The following is a 21744-nucleotide window of genomic DNA, read 5'->3' on the forward strand; positions in this document are numbered from 1 at the left end:
GCGGTGCAGGACGGCATCGCCAGCGGCGACACCGCCGCGCATGGCAGCCACATCGCGCTGATCCGGCAGATCGGCGAGAAGTTTCTCGCCGCCGATCCCGCCGTGTGGAGCAATCCGCAGAACAGCCAGGCCGTCGTCATCTACCTGCTCAGCGGCGGGGCGCCGCAAATCGTCCGCAAGCTGCCGCGCGACAAGATGAACGTGGACGAGCGGCTGTTCAACGGCGCGCTCGCTTATGTCGAGGGCCGTCAGGAGGAAGCGCGCGAGCAGCTCAAGGACGTCAAGCCGCGGACGCTGTCCTCGGGCCTCGGCGGACAGGTCGCGCTGGTCCAGGGTGCGTTGTTCGCGCGTGTCGAGGCCTCGCTCGCGATCGAGCGCCTGGACGACGCGCGCCTGCTGCTGCCCGGCACGCTGGTGGAGGAGGCGGCGCTGCGGCGCGAGATCCTGCTGGTGGGGCAGGCGGAGGATTTCGAGAAGTTCGAGTTTCTGACGCTGGCCTATCTCCGCCACTACCGCAACTCGATCTATGCCGGCGATTTCTGGCAGCGCTTCTCCACCGGTCTGACGCAATCAAGCCTGGCGCTCGACGAACGCCGCTTCGCGCGGATCGCGGCCCTGCTGGAGCAGATCGATCGGGGAAGCCGCCTCAAGCTCTATCTGGTGATCGCGCGCGCCGCGATGGTGCGCGGACACCTGGCCGTGACGCGGCTCGCCGGCGAACGGGTGCTCACGCTCAGCGCTGATGCCTCGGCGGACCGCGAACGGGCGCATTTCTTCCGCGGCGCGGCGCGGGCACTCGCCGACGAATATGACGGCGGCCTCGCCGAGTTGAAGGCGGTCGACCGGTCGAAGCTGCCAGAGCGCGACCTGCCCCTGTTCAACGCCACGGTGCAGCTCGCGCTCGATGTTCGCAAGCCGCTTCCGGGCGAATCCGCCACTGCAACCGACAAGCCTCCGGTAACGCCGGCGCGCCTCGATCTGGCGTCATCAACCGCGACGCTCGCGCGCGCGCAGAAGCAGCTCCGCGAGCTCGAACTCTTCACCAGGGATCGCCGTCCATGACCAAGCTCACGGGAACCTCCGGACAGCTCTTCTCGGGTCTTGCCGAGAGCCTCAACATGCGGGGAACGTCGCGCTCGGCCAAGAGCGCCGGGGGTAAGTCTCAGTCCAGCTCCTCGTTCAACGACCTGCTCCATACCGTCTCGCACCTTGCCAAGCAGGCTCTGAACGACGGCGGCAGCGAGACGACGGCAAAGCCCGGAACGTTGCGTACGCGTCTGGCTCACCCGGGCGAGGCGGAGAAGCCGAAAACCGCGGTGGTGCCGGAGCGCGTCGCAGCGTCGGAGCACGCAAAGTCCAGCGAAGAGCCGTCCGACAAGACGACCGACAAGCCCTCGGAGAAGCAACGCCGCGTCGATCATGCCGCCAAGCCGGACGTCCAGGCCCCGTCGAATACTGCCGTGGTGATCGGACAGGAGATCGCCGCCGCCCCTGCCGTGAAGCCGCAGATGCAGTTGCAGTCGGCCGACAAGGACGCGCCCGCGCGCGAGGAGGGGCCGTCCACGAAGCGCGAGGTTCAGGGTGCGAAGGCGGCGGCGACGACCGAGACCGCTTCACCCGATGATGCTCCGGCCGCCGCGCGGCCGCGGGGCGCGGCCTCGCAAGTGGCGGCCGCGCCCCAACCCCTGCCTGCACAGGACAGTGAGCCGTCGGGCGCGATGCCCGCGACAGCAGGCTTCGAAGCGGTCACGGCCAATGTCGAGCGCGCCGCCAGGGCCGCGGGGCGCGAGGCGTTGCCAGAACCGATCAAAGTCACGGTGGTCCAGCAGGAGACCCATCTGCCTCCGGCGCAGTTCAGCGCCCCGCAGCAGGTCGCGAGCGCCGTCGTCGCCGAGCTGAAGGAGTCCGCAAGCCCTGCGGCGTCCGCCGCGCCGGATCTCACGGCGTCCCAGACCAATGCGCCGGATCAGCCGCTGAAGATCCTGACACTCAATCTGGAGCCGCCCGCGCTCGGCAACGTCACCGTGCGCCTTCGTCTCGTCGGCACCGAAGTGTCCATCCATCTAGCGGCCGAGCGCAAGGACACCAGCCAGATGCTGGACCAGCAGCGCGATTCGATCCGCGATCTGATGCAATCGGCAGGCTACGTGGCCGACGTCGCGCCCGTGCAGCACGGCTCGCTGGACGGATTCCAGAGCGGCTCGGGCCAGTCGCAGCCGCAGTTCTCGGGCCAGCAACAGCCGTCATCGCAGTCGCAGGGAGCGTTCAGCGGCGCCGGCAATTCGTCGGGACAATCCGACGGTAACGCAAGGCAAGCCCGGCCGGAGCGCCAGTCCAACCAGGAGACGCGTCATGACCAGGAATTGGGCCAGCAGAATCGCCGCGGCCCTGTTTATCTGTAATGCCGGCACCGCGGCGGCGGCGACCGACGGCGCGCGCCCCTGCGAGCGCGAGATGGCGCGCGCGGCCCAGCAGCACGGGATTCCGCTCGGCATTCTCTACGCGGTCGGCCTCACCGAGACCGGCCGGCGCGGCGCGCTGCATCCTTACGCGCTCGGGGCCGACGGCCAGACCGTGTTCGCCAAGGACCTCGACGACGCGATGGCGAATTTCGAGGCGATACGCGGCAAGGGGATCAAGCTGATCGATCTCGGCTGCATGCAGATCAACCACTATTTCCACGGCGACAAGTTCAATTCGGTGCGGGCGATGTTCGATCCCGCCAGGAACGTCGACTATGCCGCGCGGTTCCTGAAGGAGCTGAAGCAGCGCGAGGGCAGCTGGACCATGGCGGTCGCGCGCTACAATGCCGGCCCCAACAACCAGCCGGCGCAGAAGCGCTACGTCTGCCACATCGTCGCGCATCTCGTCTCCAGCGGCTTCGGCGCGTGGACCGACAAGGCGCGCTCGTTCTGTCAGCCGAAGGCGACGTGACGTGACGAACTGAAGCAACGACCGATGGCGCGACGACAAGTTGTGCATCGTCCCCAATCATCAGCCCCGCGCAAGCAAGAACCCGCATTGTAGCTGCAACCTACCAAAGGAGCCCCCTTCATGAGCCTGTATGGTGTTATGCGCACCGGCGTTTCCGGGATGAACGCGCAGTCCAACAAGCTGTCGACGGTCTCGGACAACATCGCCAACGTCAACACGACCGGCTACAAGCGGGCTTCCACCGAATTCTCCTCGCTGATCCTGAAGAGCGGCTCCGGCAATTACGATTCCGGCGCGGTCGAGACCACGGTCCGCTACGCCATCTCCGATCCCGGCAACTATCACTTCACGACGTCGACGACGGATCTCGCGGTCCAGGGCAATGGCTTCTTCGTGGTGCAGGACGCGAACGGAAACAACTTCCTGACCCGCGCTGGCGCGTTCGTGCCCGACAATACCGGCAACCTCGTCAACACCGCCGGCTTCCAGCTGATGGGCTACAACATCGCGAACGGCGCCGTCCCCACCGTCGCCGCCAACGGCTTCGGCGGCCTGCAGGTCATCAACGTCAACCAGATGGCGCTGCAGGCTGCGCCGTCCACCAAGGCGACCGTCGCCGCCAACCTCGATCCGAGCGCAACCGCGATCGCAGCCCCGGCGGGGCCCGCCAACTACACCTCGAAGACGTCGATGGTGACCTACGACAATATCGGCAATGCCGTGACGCTCGACGTCTACGCCGCCAAGACGGGCGCCAACACCTGGGACATCCAGGTCTATAACGGCGCAACCGCGCTGACGACGGCCGGCCCCGCAACCACGTTTACCTTCGACGTCACCGCGACCGGCAAGGGTAAGCTCGCCGCGGCGAGCCCGACGTCGCTCTCGGTCGCGATCCCCGGCGGCTCGGCCGCCTTCAACATCGATATGTCGGCCATGACCCAGGTCGCTGCCGCCTTCGACTTCAAGGCGACCGTCGACGGCAACGCTCCGTCCGCGGTCGAGAAGGTGAACATCGACGACAAGGGCATCGTCACCGCCGTGCTCAAGAACGGCACCACGCTGCCGAGCTTCCAGATCGCGCTCGCCACCGTGCCGAGCCCGGACCACCTGACGCCCGAGGTCGGAAACGTCTATTCGCCCAATCTGGAGTCGGGAAACGTCCAGGTCGGCCTCGCCGGCCAGGGCGGTCTCGGCACCGTGAAATCCGGTGCATTGGAAGATTCCAACGTCGATCTCGCGGACGAGCTGACCTCGATGATCGAGGCCCAGCGCGGCTTCACCGCCAACTCGAAATCGTTCCAGACCGGTGCCGACCTGCTGGACGTCGTCGTCAACCTGAAGCGCTGAATTCCTCAGCGCTCGTCTCGGGTAAGAGCACTTCATGTCCATCACCGGCGCCCTCAACTCCGCCCGCTCCTCGCTCATGGCGTCGGGCATCCAGTCGGCGACGATCTCGCGCAACATCGCCGGGGCAAGTGCCCCCGGCTATTCGCGCAAGCTCACCATGCTGGACAATTTTCCCGGCGCAGGCGTCTATGTCGCCGCGATCCAGCGCGCCGCCTCGTCCGGCCTCTATACCAACGTCCTGATCGCGACGTCCTCGTCCGCCAAGCAGAGCGTGATCTATGACGGTCTGCAGAAGATCGCGGCATCGACGGTGGATGATCCCGAGCTCGAGCAATCGCCCACCGCCCAGCTCAACAAGCTGAAGCAGGCGCTGCAGCAATACGCCAACTCCACCGACAATGCGACCTTGGCACAATCCGCCGTGACGTCCGCCAAGGACATGGTGACCGCGCTCAACCAGGCCACCAAGACCGTGCAGTCGGTCCGCGAGCAGGCGGACGCCGACATGGCGACGTCGGTCAGCAACATCAACCAGCTGCTCACCCAGTTCCAGACCGTCAACACCGCGATCGTGAAGGGCACGATCACCGGCGACGACGTCACCGACTATCTCGACCAGCGCGACAGCATCGTCTCGAAGCTGTCGCAGGAGCTCGGCGTCACCATGTCGCTGCGTCCCAATGGGGATGCGGCGCTCTATACCGACAGCGGTGTCGTGCTGTTCGACAAGACGGCGCGGACGGTGAGCTTCGCGCCGACCAACGCCTACACGGCCGGCACCACCGGCAATGCCGTCTTCATCGACGGCGTGCCCGTGACCGGTGCCAATTCCGTCATGCCGCTCAAATCCGGCAAACTCGCCGGCCTTGCCCAGCTGCGCGACCAGGACACGGTGACGTATCAGAGCCAGCTCGACGAAGTCGCGCGCGGCCTGATCGACGCCTTCAAGGAAGTCGATCAGTCCGGCGCCGCGCTGCCCGACGTGCCCGGCCTCTTCACCTATCCCGGAGCGCCCGCGATGCCCGCGAGCGCCACGATCTCGGTCGGCCTCGCCGGTACGATCTCGGTCGCCGCGTCGGTCGATCCGGCCGCGGGCGGCAATCCCAATCTGCTGCGCGACGGTGCCATCAGCGGCAACTCCGCCTACAATTACAACACGACCGGCAACGCCGGCTTCTCGACGCGTCTCCAGCAGCTGATCGACAACATGAACGCGCCGCAGCCGTTCGACGTCACGGCGCAAGGCAAGCCGAGCGGCAGCGTGATCGAGTTCGCCTCGTCATCGGCGAGCTGGATCGAAAGCCATCGCAAGACCGCGGACGCCAACGTGCAGTACCAGAACACGCTGCTCGACCGCAGCACCGCGGCGCTGTCCAACGTCGCCGGCGTCAACATGGACGACGAGATGTCGTTGATGCTCCAGGTCGAGCGCACCTATTCGGCCTCGTCGAAGATCATTTCGACCGTCGACCAGATGTTGCAGAGCCTGCTGGCTGCCGTGGGGAATTAAGTCATGATGAGCGCGAACTACATCTCGACCTTGATGCTGTCGTCGTCGTTGAGGTCGTCGATCACGAACAACCAGAGCGCGCTGACCAAGGCCTCGAAGGAGGCGACCACCGGCCGCTTCGCCGATGTCGGCCTGGAGCTTGGCACGGGAACGGGCCGCGACGTGGCGCTGCGGGCCGATTTCAACTTCGCCGACCAGCTCGTCGACACCAACGAGCTGGTGTCGGGGCGCCTCGACGTGACGCAGAACCGGATCACTCAGCTCGGCACGACCGCCTCGGAATTCCTCAAGAACCTGATCGCGGCCCGCGACGCCGACAGCGGCGCGAAGATCATCCTGCCGAGCGCGTCCGCGAACCTTCAGGACCTGATCGGTGCGCTCAACGTCTCCTACAACGGCTCGTATCTGTTCGGCGGCATCAATACGCAGACCGTGCCGGTCGCGAACTACACCGCCGGATCGACCAGCAAGAACCAGGTCGACGCAGACTTCCTGGCGACGTTCGGCTTCTCGCAGTCCGCGGCGGGCGTGAGCACGATCACGCCGGCGCAGATGCAGAACTTCCTCGACAACAATCTCGATCCGGAGTTCGCAAGCCCCGCCTGGAACACCAACTGGTCGACGGCAACGGATCAGACGCTGTCGAGCCGCATCTCCACGACCGAGGTCGTCGACAGCTCCGTCAGCGCCAACCAGCCCGGCTTCCGTAAGCTGGCCGAGGCCTACACCATGCTCACCGACCTCGGCAACACCAGCCTGAGCAAGGACACGTTCCAGGTCGTCGTCGACAAGGCCATCGGTCTCGTCAGCGGCGCGATCAACGATCTCGCCGTGCTCGGCGGTACCGTCGGCTCGATCCAGCAACGGCTCACCGGCGCATCCGAGAAGCTGAAGATCCAGAAGGACATTCTCAACAACCAGATCGTCAAACTGGAGGCGGTCGACCCGACCGAGGCCTCGGTCCGGGTCAACACCTTGCAGACCCAGATCAAGACGGCGCTCGCGCTGACCTCGCAGCTCCAGCAGATCAGCCTCATCAACTATCTCTAGAGTCGGGGCTCGTAAATTTTGTCCTGTTATTCAGTCTCCTGCGCAGAGTGGTTCTGATGACGTTTGAAGCCTATGAAGCGGTCGTCGACGAGAGTGGCTACGAGGCGCGGGGGCGCGAGCGGCAGGCGCTCAGTCTCGGCATCGACCGGCTCGAGCGCCTCCAGAGAGGGCGCTTCAGCCTCGAGGATCTGGTCGAGAGCCTGCTCTATGTGCGGCGGCTGTGGACGATCTTCATCGAGGATCTCTCGCATCCTGAAAACGGGCTGCCGGAAAAGCTGCGCGCCGACATCATCTCGATCGGCCTGTGGGTCGTCAAGGAAGCCGATCGCCTTCGCGAGGAGAGATCGAACGACGTGATGCAGCTCATCGAAATCAACCGCCTGATCCGAGACGCTCTTTGATGAAAGTCTCCTTGCGGGCCGGCGAACGGATCTACATCAACGGCGCGGTGCTGCGCGTGGACCGCAAGGTCTCCGTCGAGCTCGTCAACGACGTGATGTTCCTGCTGGAAGGGCAGGTCATGCAGGCCTCCGACGCCACCACGGCGCTGCGGCAGCTCTATTTCATCGTCCAGCTCATGCTGATGAACCCGACCGACATCCGCGACGCCGCGGCGCTCTACACGCAGCATTACGCGGCCCTGTGTGCCGTGTGCGAGAGCCGCGAGATGCTGGAGGGGCTCGGCGCGGTCGACGAGCTGGTCCAGGCGACACGTTACTTCGAGGCGCTCAAGCGGATCCGAGCCCTGTTCCCGGTGGAGCAGGCCATCCTGGCCGGCGCGACCCCCATTTCCCCCGTCGAGGCTGCCTGACAGCGGAGAGACACATGAACGTCACCAGCGCGACCGATACGACCGGCAAGTCCAATACGACCAACACGACCACGACGACGTCGGGCAGCGGCGTCGACTACAATACGTTTCTTCAGCTCCTCATCGCCGAGATGAAGAACCAGGATCCGACCAATCCGATGGACACCTCGCAATATATGAGCCAGTTCGCCCAGCTCTCGACGGTCGAGCAGGCGATGCAGACCAATTCGAAGCTCGACGCGCTGCTGTCGTCGCAGTCCTTGTCCCAGGCCAACAGCCTGATTGGCAAGACCGTCAGCTTCACCGATTCCACCGGCGCCAGCTTCAGCGGCAAGGTCGTCTCGGTCGCCATCAACAGCGACGGCTCCATCGCGACCCTCCAGGACGGCACCAAGGTTGCCGTCGGACCCGGCCTCACGATCAGCCAGTCATGAACGAGCGGGACGCTCTCGACATCGTCCAGGCGGCGATCTGGACCATCATCGTCGCCTCCGGGCCTGCGGTCTGCGCCGCGATGCTGGTCGGCACCCTGATCGCGCTGATCCAGGCCCTGACCCAGATCCAGGAGGTGACGCTGACCTTCGTTCCGAAGATCATCGTCATCCTGCTCGTCGTTGCCGTCTCCGGCTCCTTCATCGGCGCGCATCTCTCCACCTTCACCGAGATGGTCTATTCGCGGATCGAGCACGGCTTCTGATCCGGACGGCGATCCGCCACCATCCCCGCGTAAGCTTTGCACGGCAGATTGGGGGCGGACCCCTCTGCCGGTGACCCATGGCCGATACGTTAGCTGCTAGCCTGCCGACTCCCCGACGATTGGGGGCCGACGCCTTCTTTGCCGGCGGCATCGTGGCCATGCTCACGATCCTGTTCCTGCCGATCCCGCCGATCCTGATCGACCTTGGCCTCGCGTTCTCGATCGCGCTGTCGGCGCTGATCCTGATGGTCGCGCTGTGGATCCAGCGGCCGCTCGACTTCTCTGCCTTCCCGACCGTGCTGCTGATCGCGACGATCCTGCGCCTGGCGCTGAACGTCGCGACCACCCGTCTGATCCTGTCGCGCGGTGGCGAGGGCGAGCAGGCTGCCGGCCACGTCGTCGCCGGCTTCTCCAAGTTCGTCATGGGCGGCGACTTCGTCATCGGCCTGATCATCTTCGCCATCCTGGTCACGGTGAACTTCGTCGTGATCACCAAGGGTGCGACGCGTATCGCCGAAGTCGGCGCCCGATTCACCCTCGACGCCATTCCCGGCAAGCAGATGGCGATCGACGCCGATCTGTCGGCGGGCCTGATCGACGACAAGGAAGCCCAGCGCCGGCGCCGCGAGCTCGAAGAGGAGAGCGCGTTCTTCGGTGCCATGGACGGTGCCTCGAAATTCGTCCGCGGCGACGCCATCGCCGGCCTCATCATCACCGCGATCAACATTTTCGGCGGCATCATCATCGGCGTCACCCATCACGGGCTGACACTGTCGCGCGCCGCCGACGTCTACACAAAGCTCTCCGTCGGCGACGGTCTGGTGTCGCAGATGCCGGCGCTGATCGTGTCGCTGTCGGCGGGCCTGCTGGTCTCCAAGGGCGGCACCAGGGGGTCGGCAGAGCAGGCCGTGCTGCGCCAGCTCAGCGGTTATCCGCGCGCGGTGTCGGCCGCCGCGCTGATGATGTTCGTGCTCGCCTTGATGCCGGGGCTGCCGTTGGCGCCGTTCTTCGCGCTGGGTGGCGTCATGGCCTTCGTCGGCTACTCGCTGCCGAGGCGGCAGGCGGCGCAGGACCGCAAAGAGGCGGCCCTCAAGGCCGACGAACGCGCCCAGGCCGAGGCCAAGGAATCCGTCAAGGAGCAGCTCAAGACCGCGGAGATCGAGCTGGCGCTCGGCGGCCACCTGTCGGTTCATCTGCTGGGCTCGCGCACCGAGCTCGCCCACCGCGTCGCCAAGATCCGCAAGAAGTTCGCCAAGCAGTACGGCTTCGTCATTCCCGAGATCAAGCTCTCCGACAATCTGTCGATCGACCCCAAGGGCTACCAGATCCGGATCCACGACACCCGCGTCGCCCATGGCGAGCTCAGGCTCGGCGAGGTGCTCGTGCTGGTCGACAAGGACGGCAAGCCCGACGTGCCCGGCGAGGAGGTGATCGAGCCCGCTTTCGGCATGAAGGCGCTGTGGGTGACGGAAGCCTTCACCGACGAGGTCAAGCGGCAGGGTTGCAAGCCGGTCGACAATCTGTCGGTGCTGCTCACGCATCTGAGCGAAGTGATCAGGGCGAACCTCTCCCAGCTGCTGTCCTACAAGGACATGCGCGCGCTGCTCGACCGGCTAGATCCCGAGTACAAGCGCCTGGTCGAGGATCTCTGCCCGTCACAGATTTCCTATTCGGGCCTGCTGGCGATCCTGAAGATCCTGCTGGCCGAGCGGGTCTCCATTCGCAACCTTCACCTCATCCTGGAGGCGATCGCCGAGATCGCGCCCCATGTGCGGCGCTCCGAGCAGGTCGCAGAGCACGTGCGGACGCGGCTTGCCCAGCAGATCTGCGGCGACCTTTCCGACAACGGCGTGCTCAACGTCATCAGGCTCGGCAACCGCTGGGACCTCGCGTTCCACCAGAGCCTGAAGCGCGACGCCAAGGGCGACGTCGTCGAGTTCGACGCCGATCCGCGCCTGATCGAGCAGTTCGCCACCGAAGCCTCCGCCGCGATCCGCAAGTTCACGGAGAACGGCACCAGCGTGGTGCTGGCGGTGACGCCGGAAGCGCGTCCCTATGTCCGGATGATCCTGGAACGGGTGTTCCCGACATTGCCGGTCCTGTCGCATGTCGAGGTCGCGCGCAGCGCCGAGATCAGGGCACTCGGAGCCATCTCGTGATCAGCGGCCTTGCCGACAGCGTGCTGGTGACGTTCATCGTGTTCTGCCGCATCGGCGCCTGCCTGATGCTGGTGCCCGGCTATTCCAGCGTCAACGTTCCGGCGCAGGTCCGCCTGTTCGTGGCGCTGGTCACGACGTTCGCGCTGGCGCCGATCCTGATCGCGGTCCTGAAACCTCTCACGGACAACGCAGCCCCGCTGACGCTGGCGCTCCTGATCTGCTCCGAGCTTCTGGTCGGCAGCGTCATCGGGCTCGGCGGCCGCGTGTTCTTCCTCGCGCTCCAGACCATGGCGACCGTGATGGCGAGCGCGATCGGCCTCAGCAACATCCCGGGCACGCCGGTCGCCGACAGCGATCCGGCGCCGGCCCTGGTGCCGTTGATCATGGTATCCGTCACCACGCTGTTCTTCATGACCGACCAGCATTGGCAGGTGCTGCGCGGCCTGATGAACTCCTACGACGTCTGGCAGCCCGGCAGCAGGATCGGCGGCGGCATGGCGCTCGACCAGCTCGTCGGCCGCCTGTCGGAGGCGTTCGTGCTGACGCTGAGGATCACCAGCCCCTTCATCGTCTATTCGGTGATCGTCAATCTGGCGGTCGGCCTGATCAACAAGCTGACGCCGGCCATTCCGGTTTATTTCATCTCCGTGCCGTTCGTGCTGTTCGGCGGCTTCCTGCTGCTCTACCTCACCAGCGACGAGCTGCTGACGCAATTCATGCTCGGCGTCTCGTCCTGGCTGGCGGAGTGACCGGCATGACCTCGCGCGCGGACAAGCTCGGCCGGATGGTCTCGCTCGTGAAGCTCCAGCTCCGGCTGTCCGAATGGCGGCTCGCGCAGCTGCGGCAGCAGGAGAGAGGCCTGCAGGACGAGCAGGAATGGCTGGTAGGCGCCTTGAACGACGGCACGCCGCCGGCCGGCTCGTCGAGCGAATCGATCGCGCGGCGCTTGAACAGGACGAGCGTCGACGCGCGCGCGGTTCAGGCGCAGGCCGCGCAGCAGCTCGACCAGGTTCGCGCGGAGAACCGCCGCGTGAAGCAGCTCGAGGAGGTCGCGAAGGCGGCGCTGGCCGAGAAGCTTCGCGACGCCGAGAAGCGCTCCCTCGAGGAGATGACGGGACAAAGTCCCGCCGTGCGCGCGTGGACGCCGCGGCCAGCCAACCGGAACAAGCCATGATCGTGACAGCCACACCCGACCTCGTTCTCGACGTCCTCGAGGCCGCCGATCCCGTGACGCAGCGCGCGGCGACCGCGAAGCTCGATGCGCTGAAATCCGCGGGCGCCGATTTCGCCGCCACGATGGAGGCGGAGGTCGGCAAGGCCGCGGCGGCCGCCGAGCCATCGGCGACGAAGCTGCCCGAGGCGCAATCGGATGCGGTGAACGGAGCGCCGGTGAGGGTGATCAAGGCGCCGGCATCCGGCGAGGTGTACCGGAAGTTCGAGGCGTTCATCCTCCAGACCTTCGTCGAGACCATGCTGCCGAAGGATTCCGAGGAAGTGTTCGGCAAGGGCACGGCGGGCGGCGTCTGGAAGTCGATGCTGGCGGAGCAGCTTGGCAGCCAGCTGGCAAAGGGCAAGGGCATCGGCATCGCGGAGCGGCTCGCCGCCGCGCATCCGCCGGCACCGAACGCTGCAGGCAAGGCCGGATGACGATCCGAGGAATGGGTGACAGACGTTGAGGGGTGAATTTCCTATGCAGGTACAAGAAGGCGCAGCGGCCATCGTGATCGAGCAGCCGGTCACGGACACCGAATCGATGATGACGGAAGCGGCGGCAGACGATGCGCTGTTGCCCGTGCTGCTGCCGATCGTGGGCACCGGGGCCGTGGTCGACGGCGCGGACGCGGCGAGATCGGACGAGGTGCGCGGCCTCCTGGCCGCAATCCGCCGCCTCGAGAGCATCGTCGAGGAGGAGACGGTCGCGCTCACCACGGGGCAGAAGATCGACTTCGACGATTTCAGCGCGCGCAAGAGCCGGAGCATGCTCGAATTCGTCCGCCTGATGCGGGCACGGATGCATCTCGGTGGCGAAGTCGAGGTCACCGAGCAGATTCAGCGGCTGCGCGAGAAGCTCGAGCGCAATCGCTCGGTCCTCGAAATGCACTATGACGCGGTGCGCGAGGTCGCCGGCATCATCGTCAAGGCGATCAAGGAGGCCGAGTCGGACGGCACCTATACCGGTCGCGCAGCGCAGGACGGAAAATGATCAGACTGGTGCTGGCCGGGCTCTGGGTATGCATCCTCACCGCGGGCACGAGCTATGGGGTGGCCTATTGGAAGGAGAATGGCAGCCTTCTGCCGGCAAAAGACGAATATCTCGACGGGCTGCAATACCAGAAGACGCGGGCGCTGAGCGTGCCCATGGTCGAGAACGGCAACGTGCAGGGCTATATCGTGGCGCGATTCGTCTACACCGTGGAGGCGCGGACCATGCACCAGCTCAACGTCCCACCGGAGCCGTTCGTCGTCGACGAGGCCTTCCGCAGGATCTATGCCGACGACCGCCTCGACTTCCGCAAGCTCGCCCGTTACGACCTCTCCATCCTGACGACGGCCATCAAGCAGCGCGTCAACGAGCGGATGCAGGCTGACATCGTCCAGGACGTCCTGGTCGAGGACTTCAATTACGTTTCCAAGGAAGAATTCCAGCAGAAGCCGTAGCTCTATTCTGCGGCCATCCTTCGAGACGCCGCTACGCGGCTCCTCAGGATGAGGAGCCACGTAGCGCCGTCTCGAAGGACGAGGCGTGCGCTCGGCTCGCCGTCATGCGATCTCCAGCCCTCTTGAGGAGGAAAACGCACCTCCACCGCGGCTCGAGCAGGCGCATCCCACGTCGCTGCCGCCAAACGTGCAACGGCCTCCGCGAAGTGCTCCGCGGAGGCCGTTGTCTATTTGCGCCGGGCCTTCACCCGTCTCAGTTTCCGGCCGGGTAAGCGGCCGGGACGGCGTGCGTCCTGTTCAGGAGAATGCCGACCTCGTCGAGCTCCTGCATCGGCTCGTCGATTGTGTCCCCGGCGGGGATGTCGAGGCGGTACCCGACATAGCGCCGGGCCACGATCGCGTCGAAGCCGAGGCGGTCGCGGAGCTTCTTGCGCAGCTTGCTGACGTGGCTCTCGATCACGCTTTCGTCGAACGTGGACTCGAAGATGCCGTAGACTGCGTTGAAGATCTGCGTCTTGGTGATCCACTTGCCGTGATTGCTGACCATATATTCGAGAATGCGCAGTTCGCGGCGGGGCAGGGTGAGGGCATGACCCGCGATCTCGGGGTCCCGGCCGTTGAAGAAGACCTGGATCCTGTTCTCGCAAGGCCTCGGCAGCTCGCCCACCCGGCGGCGCGCGATCGCGGCCGTTCGGGCGAGGATTTCGCGGAGGTGGATCGGCACGTACACGACGTCGTCGACGCCCGACTCGAACAGCTCGAGCGTGTTCTTGAGCATCTTCTGGCCGCTCATGGCGATGATGGGAGCCGAGGAGCGCTTGCGCATGGCCCGCGGCAGGCTTCCGCGGGCATCGCAATCCCCGAGGAGGAAGGCGTCGACCGCCGCCAGATCCGACTCGCTGGCGGATTGCAGCCAGTCCCAGAATTCCCCGGAGGAGAATCCGATCGAGGATACGCCTTCGCGAACGAGCCCTCCGACGTAGCTGTTCGCGACGCTCTCGCGATCATCAACGATAATATACATCAGTCTTTCGCCCCTGTTTCGCACTTGTTGCGGCCGGTTGGTTACTGTGATGCGCCGGCTCGGCAACGTGCTGTTTGACGACATTCCTTCCCGCGAACCGTTGTTATGGTTTCGATATTCGCGGGCAGCCCTACGCATTCAGTGCCTGCGTCTCGCAGGCCTGCTACTTCGACTCGATACTGAACGCTTACTGTGTGAGGCTCGGCGGGTGTCTTGCGGATCACCTCGCGGAGCGAATTGAGAAACGACCTAGAACGGTTGCGCCACGTTGCTCATCGCGTTCGAACGCTACTGAACTCTGCCGATCTCCTCGCCAACTGGCGAGAATCACTTGATAGGACCGTAACGATTGCCGATTTCCGATCAAGCGTGCGAAAGAAAGCGATTGCTATGTGTGTTTGATGCTGTTGATTCGTTTCAGGTTGTTTCTTGATATATTCGATCGCATCAGTTGATTTGGAAATTGAACTAGTTTTGCACGGTGATGGTTCTATAGTTCCGTATCCCCGTACAATTACAGCTATTTCGAGGGGTGCCGCGAGTCATGTAAATTGAGGGTTTTTCAACCCGGGATTGACTCCGAGACTTGCTTTTCCACATGCGACAATTCGACTCATGTACGGCGGCGAGACTCCAGCTTGGCGAAATCTTGGCGAGGGTGTGTCTTTCGAGTCGCACTCTCGCCACGTGCGTGACGCGATTGACGCGTGCGACGTCGCATCGCGCGCGATGAAGATCTTCGGATGCGCACGTTTCAGGCAAGCTTCGACAAATAACGTCACCGTTCGACAGATCGAACCGAACGGAGCATTCTCACATGTTGTCCGATGGACAAGCTCGTCCCAACGCGACCGCTGATGTTTCCGCGACGGCGAAGCCGGCTGCCGAGCCGCGCGATATGAAGGACAATACGGCGCACGCGACCAAGCCTGCGGCGAGCGCAAAGCGTGTCTCGGCCGCGGCGAGCGACGAAGCTCTCGCGAAGGAAGCGCTCGAGGGACTGAAGCGTATTCGCGCCAAGGCGCGTCTCGACAAGATGGCGATACCCAAGCCCCCGCAAACCGTGATGAAGCCGGCCGTGATCGTGGCCAAGCCGCCGCCGCCGCGTCCGACCTGGGTTGTGCCGCTCGCAACATTGGCGGGCGCCGCCATCCTCGTGGTCTGCGCCTGCACCGGCGTGATCGCCTATCTCACCACGCAGCCCGCCCAGAACAACGTTGCGGCCAATACCGAGATCAGGATTCTGCGCGAGACCGTCGCGCAGCTTCGCAAGCAGGTGTTGGGCGTGTCGGAAAATCTCGACGGCCTGCGCACCGCGGTCGATCAGTCGAGCAAGGCAACCAACGACCGCTTCGGCAGGTTTGCCGAGAATTTGGACCGCATCGAGCGGGTCAGCTCGTCCTCGACGGCGAAGCTCGACAAGCTCGCCCAGGTGCAGGTCCAGGCGCCGGTGCCCGCGCCCGCGGCAGTGCAATCGCAGCCGTCGTCGCAGCAGGGGGCGATGATGGCCTCGGTCGCGGCGCCCGAGTTCACGGGCTCGGTCGCGCCGTCCGAGCGTGCATCGGCACCGCGGAAGGTGATCAAGGGCTGGTCGGTCCGCCAGGCCTATGAAGGAATCGCGATCCTGCAGAGCCCGAACGGCGTCATCGAGGCGGTGCTGGGACAGCAGGTGCCCGGCCTCGGCCGCATCGAGGAGATCAGGAGCGAGAACGGGCGTCTGGTTGTCGAGACCAGCGGCGGCGTCGTCTATTCGTCACGCAAGGCGACGCCCTGAAGCGCACCCCGTCTTCTATTGGCGATGATGCTCGAAGCTGGTGCACAGCAGATCGACCTCCGCCTCCGCGATCGGCGAGCGAAACAGGCGACAGCTGAATTCGGCCGTTGCCTTGCTGTCCGTGCCGGTGCGCTCTTCCCGGAGAAAGATGCATCGTTTGCAAACGTCGGTGTGGTGGCGCTGCTCGGCTGCGTCCGACTGATCCAGCACATGCCGGAACGTATCGCGGAAGCGGATCTTGACCTCGTCGTCGAGCCCGGCAATCGCCTCGACGAGAACGTTGACGGGGTCGCGCACCAGGAACTTCTTGCCCTGCTGCGTCACGCTCAACATCACCGAGCGCTTGTCCGTCGCCGAGCGCTTCCGCTCGAGATAACCGAGCCGCTCGAGCTCCCCGATGATGAACGAGGCGGTGCCGCGCGTGGTTCCGACGTAACTCGCGAGCGCCGAAGGCGTTCGGGAAAAGCGGTTGGCACGGGAGAGGAATCTCAGCGCCATCCACTCGCGGTCGCGCAAGCCATGCTTGGTGCCTTCGAACCACAGGATGCGTGCGACCTGCTCCAACAGTTCAATCGATTCACGAGCCAAATTCATCTTAATTCCGGGTCGGATAAAGCTTTATTCAATTGAGCCTTGGGTAGCGCAATCTGGGCGGACGAGAAGGAAGTCCCAAGGGGTGGCCCTTCGGCCGGTAGCGGGAGATGGAACTTCCGGCCGTGGAACTAGGGCGTCACAAAGAAAGTTCGAGTAAACCGCGCGACTCAAGTCATCTGAAAATTTCAGTCAAATCACGACGGCTCGCCGCGTGTTTGACAGCGATGTGCGAGGGGCGAGCAACATGATGTGTCATTGGGGCCACCCGGCCGCCCATTTGTTGCGGATGAGGGGTGCCGAATGCGCGAACACGCACATCACCTGCAGCGTTCGGTGCGACGGCCGCCGAGGCGAGAACCCTCCTTTTCGGTTAATGGATGTTGCGATGCAATGCGGCTAGATGGTTAAGTCCGGCACATCGGCGGTCCTGGAAATGTCAGAGCGCCTTCGGCACGCGAGCAGCGGCGCCGTCCAACGTTGGAAACAGCGCAGGCGGAACGGCGGCAGGGGCCGGCCTGACAGCGCGCGGGCTCGCAGGCTGGTGATTTGCGTTTCGCCGGCAAGTATCGGCGAATGCCTCGCCGAAGGGAGAAGCCACCATGCGAGCAGGAAGGGATAGGCCGATGAGCTTGGAAACCACCATGACGTCCGACGTCGTCGGGCTGACGAAGGTCGCCCCGGTCTCGCGCCGCGGATTCATGAGCGCCACTGCGGCGGTCGCTGCCGGTTACACGCTTGCGGCCGGCCCCGTGCGCGCCGAGCCGATCACGACCGACAGCAATGGTCTCCAGGTCGGCGAGGCCAAGATCAAGGTCGGTTCCGAAGAGATGCCCGCCTATTTCGCCCGCCCCGCCGGCAACACCAAGGCGCCGGTGATCATCGTGGCGATGGAGATTTTCGGCCTCCACGAATACGTCAAGGACGTGACGCGGCGCCTCGCCAAGCTCGGCGCGTTCGCAGTCGCGCCTGACTACTATTTCCGCAAGGGCGTCGACCTCACCAAGATCACCGACATCAAGGACCTGCTGCCGATCGTCAACGCCAAGCCGGACGCCGAGCTGCTGTCCGATCTCGACGCGACGGCGGCGTGGGCGGGATCGCAGGGCGGCGACACTGCCAAGCTCGGCGTCATCGGTTTCTGCCGCGGCGGCCGCACGGTCTGGGAATACGCCGCCCACAGCGGCGCGCTCAAGGCCGGCGTTGCCTTCTACGGCACGGTGGTCGATCCCGCCAATCCGCTGTGGCCGAAGAGCCCGATGCAGCTCGCGCCCGAGATGAAGGCGCCGGTGCTCGGCCTCTACGGCGGTGCCGATACCGGCATTCCCGTCGCGCAGGTCGAGCAGATGAAGGCCGCGCTGGCCGAGAACAAGAAGACCGCCGAATTCAAGATCTATCCCGACGCGCCGCACGGCTTCCATGCCGATTACCGCGGCAGCTATCGCAAGGATGCGGCGGAGGATGCCTGGAAGCAGGCGGAGGCCTGGTTCAAGAAATACGGCGTCCTGAGCTGACGCCTGGTCAAGGCAAAAGGGCGGTCCTGGCGGCCGCCCTTTCTCCTTCAGCGAGGTCTCACTTCGTCATCGCGCCATAGACGATGTCCTGGACCTGCTCGCGATAATATTTCCTGAGCTCGCCGGGCGCGGCCGTCCCCACCACGACGACGAGACGCTCCTTGGGGTCGCAGAAGAACTGCGTTCCGTAGGCACCGTTCCAGGTGAATTCGCCGGGATTGCCGGGCACCGACGACAGGCCCTCGCCGGTGCGGACGGCAACCGAAAGGCCGAAGCCGAAGCCGGCGCGATGCGGCTCGATGTTCGCCACGTTGTTCTTGATCTCGGGACCGAGATGATTGGTCGTCATGTGGTGCACGGTCTTGGGCGAGAGGATGCGCTGGCCGTCGAGCTCGCCGCCGTTGAGCAGCATCTGGCCGAAGCGGATGTAGTCGCCGATCGTCGCAAACGAGCAGGCGCCGCCGCAGTCGAACTTGGTCGGCGTGTCCAGCAGCTTGATGGATTGCGGCTTGCCGGTCAGCGGATCGTTGGCAAAGGGGCGGGCGAGGCGAGGGCGCTGCGCGTCGGTCGGATGGAAGGTTGCGTCCTTCATGCCGAGCGGCTGCCAGACATTGGCGGCGAGATAGTCGCCGAGCTTCTGCTCGCTCACCTTCTCGACGACCGCGCCGAGGACGTCGATCGAGAAGCCGTATTCGAACTCGGTCGAGGGCTGATGCGCCAGCGGCAGCTTTGTGATGCGATCGATGAAGGCCTGGGTGTCGCCTTCGATCGCGGGCGCTGTGCCGTCAGGATATTGCCGCGCCACCGGGCTCGATGAGTCCGGCCTGCCGCCATACATCAATCCCGACGTATGCCGGTAGAGATCGTGGATGAAGATCGGCGAGGCCTGCGGCTCGAGCTTGAGCGCGCCGTTGGCCTCGGTCACGCCGACCTTCATGTCGGCAAAAGCGGGATAGTAGTTCGACAGCTTGGCCTGCAACGGCAGCCGGCCCTGCTCCATCAGCGTCAAGCCCGCGACCGCCGCCATCGGCTTGGTCATCGAGGCCAGCGCGAAGATCGCGTCGATGGGCATCGGCGTGCCCTTGTCCGGGTCGAGCATGCCATAGGCCTTGTAGTGCACCAGCTTGCCGTCACGCGCGATGGCGACGACCGCGCCGGGGACGCGCTTGGCGGCGATCTCGCGTGCGAAGAAATCGTCGAGACGGGTGAGCCCCTGCCTGGAAAAGCCGACATCGTCGGGGTTGGCTTCGGGCAGCGGTGCGGCGCGCGCTGCACCGAGCGTGATGACGGCAGCCGCCGCGACCATGGCGATCGTCTTGTTCATTGCGTCCTCCCAGGAGGCGAGCTCTTGAGGTGCTGGCTCGCTCGACGCCTAGATCACGACCGCGCTGCGACGAAGTCAAGCGCGCGGCCGGCATGTCTGGGAGGCGCGGCCGCGTCGGAATCCCTATTGTCCTTCGCCCGCGCGCCACAGCGCGTCGAGGCCGTGCCGATAGGTCGGGTGGACCAGCGCGATGCCGAGCTCGTGCTTCAGTTTCGCATTGGAGACGCGGGCGCTGCTGGCATAGAAGCTCCGCGCCATCGCCGACATCTCGGCGGTGGCGAAATCCTCTTCGGGCGGCGGCGCAACGCCCATCAGCTGTGCGGCATAGGCGATCACGTCCTGCGGCGGCGTCGGCTCGTCATCGCAGACGTTCCAGGTGCCGCCACCCTGGTGCGGGATCGCCGCCATGATCGCGCTCGCGATGTCGTCGACATGGATGCGGTTGAAGATCTGTCCGGGCTTGACGATGCGGCGGGCCGTTCCCGCGCGCAATGTCGCCAGCGCATTGCGGCCGGGACCATAGATTCCGGCAAGCCGCAGGATCGCCGCATCGCCATGCGCAATGTCCATCCAGGCCTGCTCGGCGGCGACCCGCATGCGGGCGCGGTCGAGTGTCGACTGCGGCGGCGTAGTCTCGTCGACCCAGCCGCCGCCGTGATCACCGTAAACGCCGATGGTGGAGAGATAGACGATCTTGCGGCGGCCGGCCGCCAGCACGTCGCCGAACGCTGCGATGGCGGGGTCGCCGGCGGGGCCGGGCGGGATCGACACCAGAAGCACATCGGCGTCGCGAACCTGCTCGACCGTCGCGCGTGCGGGGCGCTCACCGGAAAAGCCGTGCACCTCAATGCCGGCAAGGTCGTCCCGCTTTGCGGGATCGCGCACGGTGCCGGCGACATGGGAGAAGCCGCCGCCGAACCGGTGGACGAAGTGCTGGACGCTGTAGCCGAGGCCAAGGATGAAGAGCCGCATGCGTCTCCCGTGAGTGGTCGAAGTTCCCCTCCGCGCCATCGCGCGCCCTTCGCTCATAAGAGATTTTTGGGTCCGGCAAAAGATATTGCGATTTGTCTCGCCTCATGCGCCGGGCGATGGTCGGCTGTCAAAGGGAGGCACCGATCATGCAGGCAGAAGCGCTCGTCTCAGTGCCGGCGGATGAGCTGATCCGGCGCGCGGCCGCGCTCATTTTCGATGTCGACGGCACCCTGGCCGAGACCGAGGAGCTGCATCGGCAGGCCTTCAACCACGCCTTCGCCCGCCACGGTCTCGACTGGCAGTGGGACCGCACGGTCTACAAGGACCTGCTGCGGGTGACCGGCGGCAAGGAGCGCATGCGCGCCTATCACGGAAGGCTGGACACGGCCTCACCCCTGACGGATGCGGACATTGCCGAGCTTCACCGCATCAAGACCGCGCATTATGCCGAGCTGATCGAAACCGGCTGCTGTCCGCTGCGGCCGGGCGTGATCGAGCTGCTCGCCGCGGCAAAGGCGCGCGGTCAGCGGCTTGCGATCGCGACCACGACCTCGCACGGCAACATCGATGCGCTGCTGTCGCAGGCGCTGGGCGCGAGCTGGGCCGCGGCGTTCGATACCATCGTCGCCGGCGACGATGTCAGCCACAAGAAGCCGGCGCCGGACGTCTATCTCGAAACGCTGGCGCGGCTGAAGCTGGGCGCGGCCGCGTGCGTTGCCATCGAGGATTCCGCCAATGGGCTGATCTCGGCTTCACGCGCCGGCATTCCGGTCCTGATCACCCGCAGCATGTTTTTCCGGGACGAGGATTTCAGCGCGGCGCGGTGCGTGCTGGACGACCTGTCGGAACTGGCCGCCAACCAAAAATTCGGAAAACAACCCCATGCACAGTAGATCACGGCAGCGTGACCATCGCGGTCAGTGCACCCTGTGGCTCGTTCTATCGTCTTCAGCCTGCTCGACAATCTGCGCAATCGGGCTCGATTGGTGATGCACCAGAAGCCAATCGTCGCCGACGCGGCGGAAATGGTTGGCGGCGGCCAGAGCGGTGCCGTCGACGATCTCGATGCAGAGCACGCGGGCGCTGTCGCCGTCGACGATCGCCTGCGGCTCGGCGCAGACGATCTGCGGTCTTTCAGGATTTTGCAGGATGTCGCGCCAGCTCCCGATCACGGTGGCGCGGCCGATGATCGCCGGCCAGCCGGGATGGATGCAGGAAATGGCGTCGTCGTCCGCCCACATCCGTTCCATGCCGTCGAAATCGCCGGCCGAAAAGGCGGCGTAGAAGGCCGCGTTGGCGGCGATGACCTTGGTGTCCTTTGTCATGCTTCCCCGGTGCGGCAAGGACAGACAAAAAGCAAGCGCGACTTCCGTTCG

General features: G+C 65.1%; 24 protein-coding genes. 19 read left to right on the forward strand and 5 right to left on the reverse strand.

Features of this window, described 5'->3' with window-relative positions; all coding sequences use genetic code 11:
* From TSA1_RS21145 to TSA1_RS21220, 16 genes are all read left to right on the forward strand, one after another.
* The coding region (locus TSA1_RS21145; protein WP_100181263.1) for a chemotaxis protein at positions 1 to 1062 on the forward strand (1062 nt) is incomplete at its 5' end.
* A complete protein-coding gene (gene fliK, locus TSA1_RS21150) occupies positions 1059 to 2402 on the forward strand; it encodes a flagellar hook-length control protein FliK (protein ID WP_100178016.1) in 1344 nt (447 codons plus the stop codon). The genes TSA1_RS21145 and fliK, both read left to right, overlap by 4 nt.
* Positions 2353 to 2934, forward strand: a complete 582-nt coding sequence (locus TSA1_RS21155; RefSeq protein WP_100178017.1) for a transglycosylase SLT domain-containing protein — start codon at positions 2353 to 2355, stop codon at positions 2932 to 2934. Before fliK ends, TSA1_RS21155 begins: the two co-directional genes overlap by 50 nt.
* Positions 2935 to 3054: 120 nt before the next feature.
* A complete protein-coding gene (locus TSA1_RS21160; RefSeq protein WP_100178018.1) occupies positions 3055 to 4284 on the forward strand; it encodes a flagellar hook protein FlgE in 1230 nt (409 codons plus the stop codon).
* Positions 4285 to 4318: 34 nt separating this feature from the next.
* The gene (gene flgK, locus TSA1_RS21165; protein ID WP_100178019.1) at positions 4319 to 5794 is read left to right on the forward strand and encodes a flagellar hook-associated protein FlgK; all 1476 of its coding nucleotides are present in this window, start codon (positions 4319 to 4321) and stop codon (positions 5792 to 5794) included.
* Between the two features lie 3 nt (positions 5795 to 5797).
* The gene (locus TSA1_RS21170; RefSeq protein ID WP_100178020.1) at positions 5798 to 6844 is read left to right on the forward strand and encodes a flagellar hook-associated family protein; all 1047 of its coding nucleotides are present in this window, start codon (positions 5798 to 5800) and stop codon (positions 6842 to 6844) included.
* Positions 6845 to 6900: 56 nt separating this feature from the next.
* Complete coding sequence (flaF, locus tag TSA1_RS21175; protein ID WP_063201526.1) at positions 6901 to 7245, forward strand: flagellar biosynthesis regulator FlaF; 345 nt, start codon at positions 6901 to 6903, stop codon at positions 7243 to 7245.
* Positions 7245 to 7655 (forward strand): flagellar biosynthesis repressor FlbT, encoded by a 411-nt coding sequence (gene flbT, locus TSA1_RS21180; protein ID WP_100178022.1) that lies wholly within the window; start codon positions 7245 to 7247, stop codon positions 7653 to 7655. The genes flaF and flbT overlap by 1 nt, the downstream gene beginning before the upstream one ends.
* Before the next feature lie 14 nt (positions 7656 to 7669).
* A complete protein-coding gene (gene flgD, locus TSA1_RS21185) occupies positions 7670 to 8089 on the forward strand; it encodes a flagellar hook assembly protein FlgD (RefSeq protein WP_100178023.1) in 420 nt (139 codons plus the stop codon).
* Positions 8086 to 8352, forward strand: coding sequence for a flagellar biosynthesis protein FliQ (fliQ, locus tag TSA1_RS21190; protein WP_100178024.1), 267 nt, complete (start codon positions 8086 to 8088; stop codon positions 8350 to 8352). Before flgD ends, fliQ begins: the two co-directional genes overlap by 4 nt.
* Before the next feature lie 77 nt (positions 8353 to 8429).
* Positions 8430 to 10511, forward strand: a complete 2082-nt coding sequence (gene flhA, locus TSA1_RS21195) for a flagellar biosynthesis protein FlhA (RefSeq protein ID WP_100178025.1) — start codon at positions 8430 to 8432, stop codon at positions 10509 to 10511.
* A complete protein-coding gene (gene fliR, locus TSA1_RS21200; protein WP_100178026.1) occupies positions 10508 to 11260 on the forward strand; it encodes a flagellar biosynthesis protein FliR in 753 nt (250 codons plus the stop codon). The genes flhA and fliR overlap by 4 nt, the downstream gene beginning before the upstream one ends.
* A gap of 5 nt (positions 11261 to 11265) precedes the next feature.
* The gene (locus TSA1_RS21205) at positions 11266 to 11685 is read left to right on the forward strand and encodes a hypothetical protein (RefSeq protein ID WP_100181264.1); all 420 of its coding nucleotides are present in this window, start codon (positions 11266 to 11268) and stop codon (positions 11683 to 11685) included.
* Positions 11682 to 12158 carry a rod-binding protein gene (locus tag TSA1_RS21210; protein WP_174718999.1) on the forward strand — a complete coding sequence of 159 codons (477 nt, stop codon included), beginning with the start codon at positions 11682 to 11684 and terminating at the stop codon, positions 12156 to 12158. The genes TSA1_RS21205 and TSA1_RS21210 overlap by 4 nt, the downstream gene beginning before the upstream one ends.
* A gap of 43 nt (positions 12159 to 12201) precedes the next feature.
* Positions 12202 to 12714, forward strand: a complete 513-nt coding sequence (locus tag TSA1_RS21215; protein ID WP_100178028.1) for a flagellar biosynthesis protein FlgN — start codon at positions 12202 to 12204, stop codon at positions 12712 to 12714.
* Positions 12711 to 13169 (forward strand): hypothetical protein, encoded by a 459-nt coding sequence (locus tag TSA1_RS21220; RefSeq protein WP_100178029.1) that lies wholly within the window; start codon positions 12711 to 12713, stop codon positions 13167 to 13169. The genes TSA1_RS21215 and TSA1_RS21220 overlap by 4 nt, the downstream gene beginning before the upstream one ends.
* A gap of 253 nt (positions 13170 to 13422) precedes the next feature.
* Here the strand turns inward: TSA1_RS21220 and TSA1_RS21225 are convergent, their stop codons facing one another.
* Complete coding sequence (locus TSA1_RS21225) at positions 13423 to 14193, reverse strand: response regulator transcription factor (protein ID WP_174719323.1); 771 nt, start codon at positions 14191 to 14193, stop codon at positions 13423 to 13425.
* Between the two features lie 817 nt (positions 14194 to 15010).
* Here TSA1_RS21225 and TSA1_RS21235 point away from each other — a divergent pair.
* A complete protein-coding gene (locus TSA1_RS21235; protein WP_100178031.1) occupies positions 15011 to 15967 on the forward strand; it encodes a hypothetical protein in 957 nt (318 codons plus the stop codon).
* Positions 15968 to 15982: 15 nt separating this feature from the next.
* Here TSA1_RS21235 and TSA1_RS21240 read toward each other — a convergent pair whose 3' ends face one another.
* On the reverse strand, positions 15983 to 16561 hold the full coding sequence (locus TSA1_RS21240) for a MarR family winged helix-turn-helix transcriptional regulator (RefSeq protein WP_100178032.1): 579 nt from the start codon (positions 16559 to 16561) through the stop codon (positions 15983 to 15985).
* A 623-nt stretch (positions 16562 to 17184) separates the two neighbouring features.
* Here TSA1_RS21240 and TSA1_RS21250 point away from each other — a divergent pair.
* Entirely contained in the window at positions 17185 to 18072 is an 888-nt protein-coding gene (locus tag TSA1_RS21250) for a dienelactone hydrolase family protein (RefSeq protein ID WP_100178033.1), read from the forward strand.
* A gap of 58 nt (positions 18073 to 18130) precedes the next feature.
* Here TSA1_RS21250 and TSA1_RS21255 read toward each other — a convergent pair whose 3' ends face one another.
* Together TSA1_RS21255 and TSA1_RS21260 are read right to left on the reverse strand one after the other, a co-directional pair.
* Positions 18131 to 19396 carry a serine hydrolase domain-containing protein gene (locus TSA1_RS21255; RefSeq protein ID WP_100178034.1) on the reverse strand — a complete coding sequence of 422 codons (1266 nt, stop codon included), beginning with the start codon at positions 19394 to 19396 and terminating at the stop codon, positions 18131 to 18133.
* A 123-nt stretch (positions 19397 to 19519) separates the two neighbouring features.
* Positions 19520 to 20368 (reverse strand): SDR family oxidoreductase, encoded by an 849-nt coding sequence (locus TSA1_RS21260; RefSeq protein WP_100178035.1) that lies wholly within the window; start codon positions 20366 to 20368, stop codon positions 19520 to 19522.
* Positions 20369 to 20514: 146 nt separating this feature from the next.
* Between TSA1_RS21260 and TSA1_RS21265 the strand changes: the two genes are divergently transcribed.
* Positions 20515 to 21261 (forward strand): HAD family hydrolase, encoded by a 747-nt coding sequence (locus tag TSA1_RS21265; RefSeq protein ID WP_100181265.1) that lies wholly within the window; start codon positions 20515 to 20517, stop codon positions 21259 to 21261.
* A 24-nt stretch (positions 21262 to 21285) separates the two neighbouring features.
* On the opposite strand, the gene TSA1_RS21270 is transcribed toward TSA1_RS21265, so the two are convergent.
* On the reverse strand, positions 21286 to 21693 hold the full coding sequence (locus tag TSA1_RS21270) for a nuclear transport factor 2 family protein (RefSeq protein WP_100178036.1): 408 nt from the start codon (positions 21691 to 21693) through the stop codon (positions 21286 to 21288).
* Positions 21694 to 21744: the final 51 nt, after the last annotated feature.

Source organism: Bradyrhizobium nitroreducens, assembly GCF_002776695.1.
Classification (GTDB): Bacteria; Pseudomonadota; Alphaproteobacteria; order Rhizobiales; family Xanthobacteraceae; genus Bradyrhizobium; species Bradyrhizobium nitroreducens.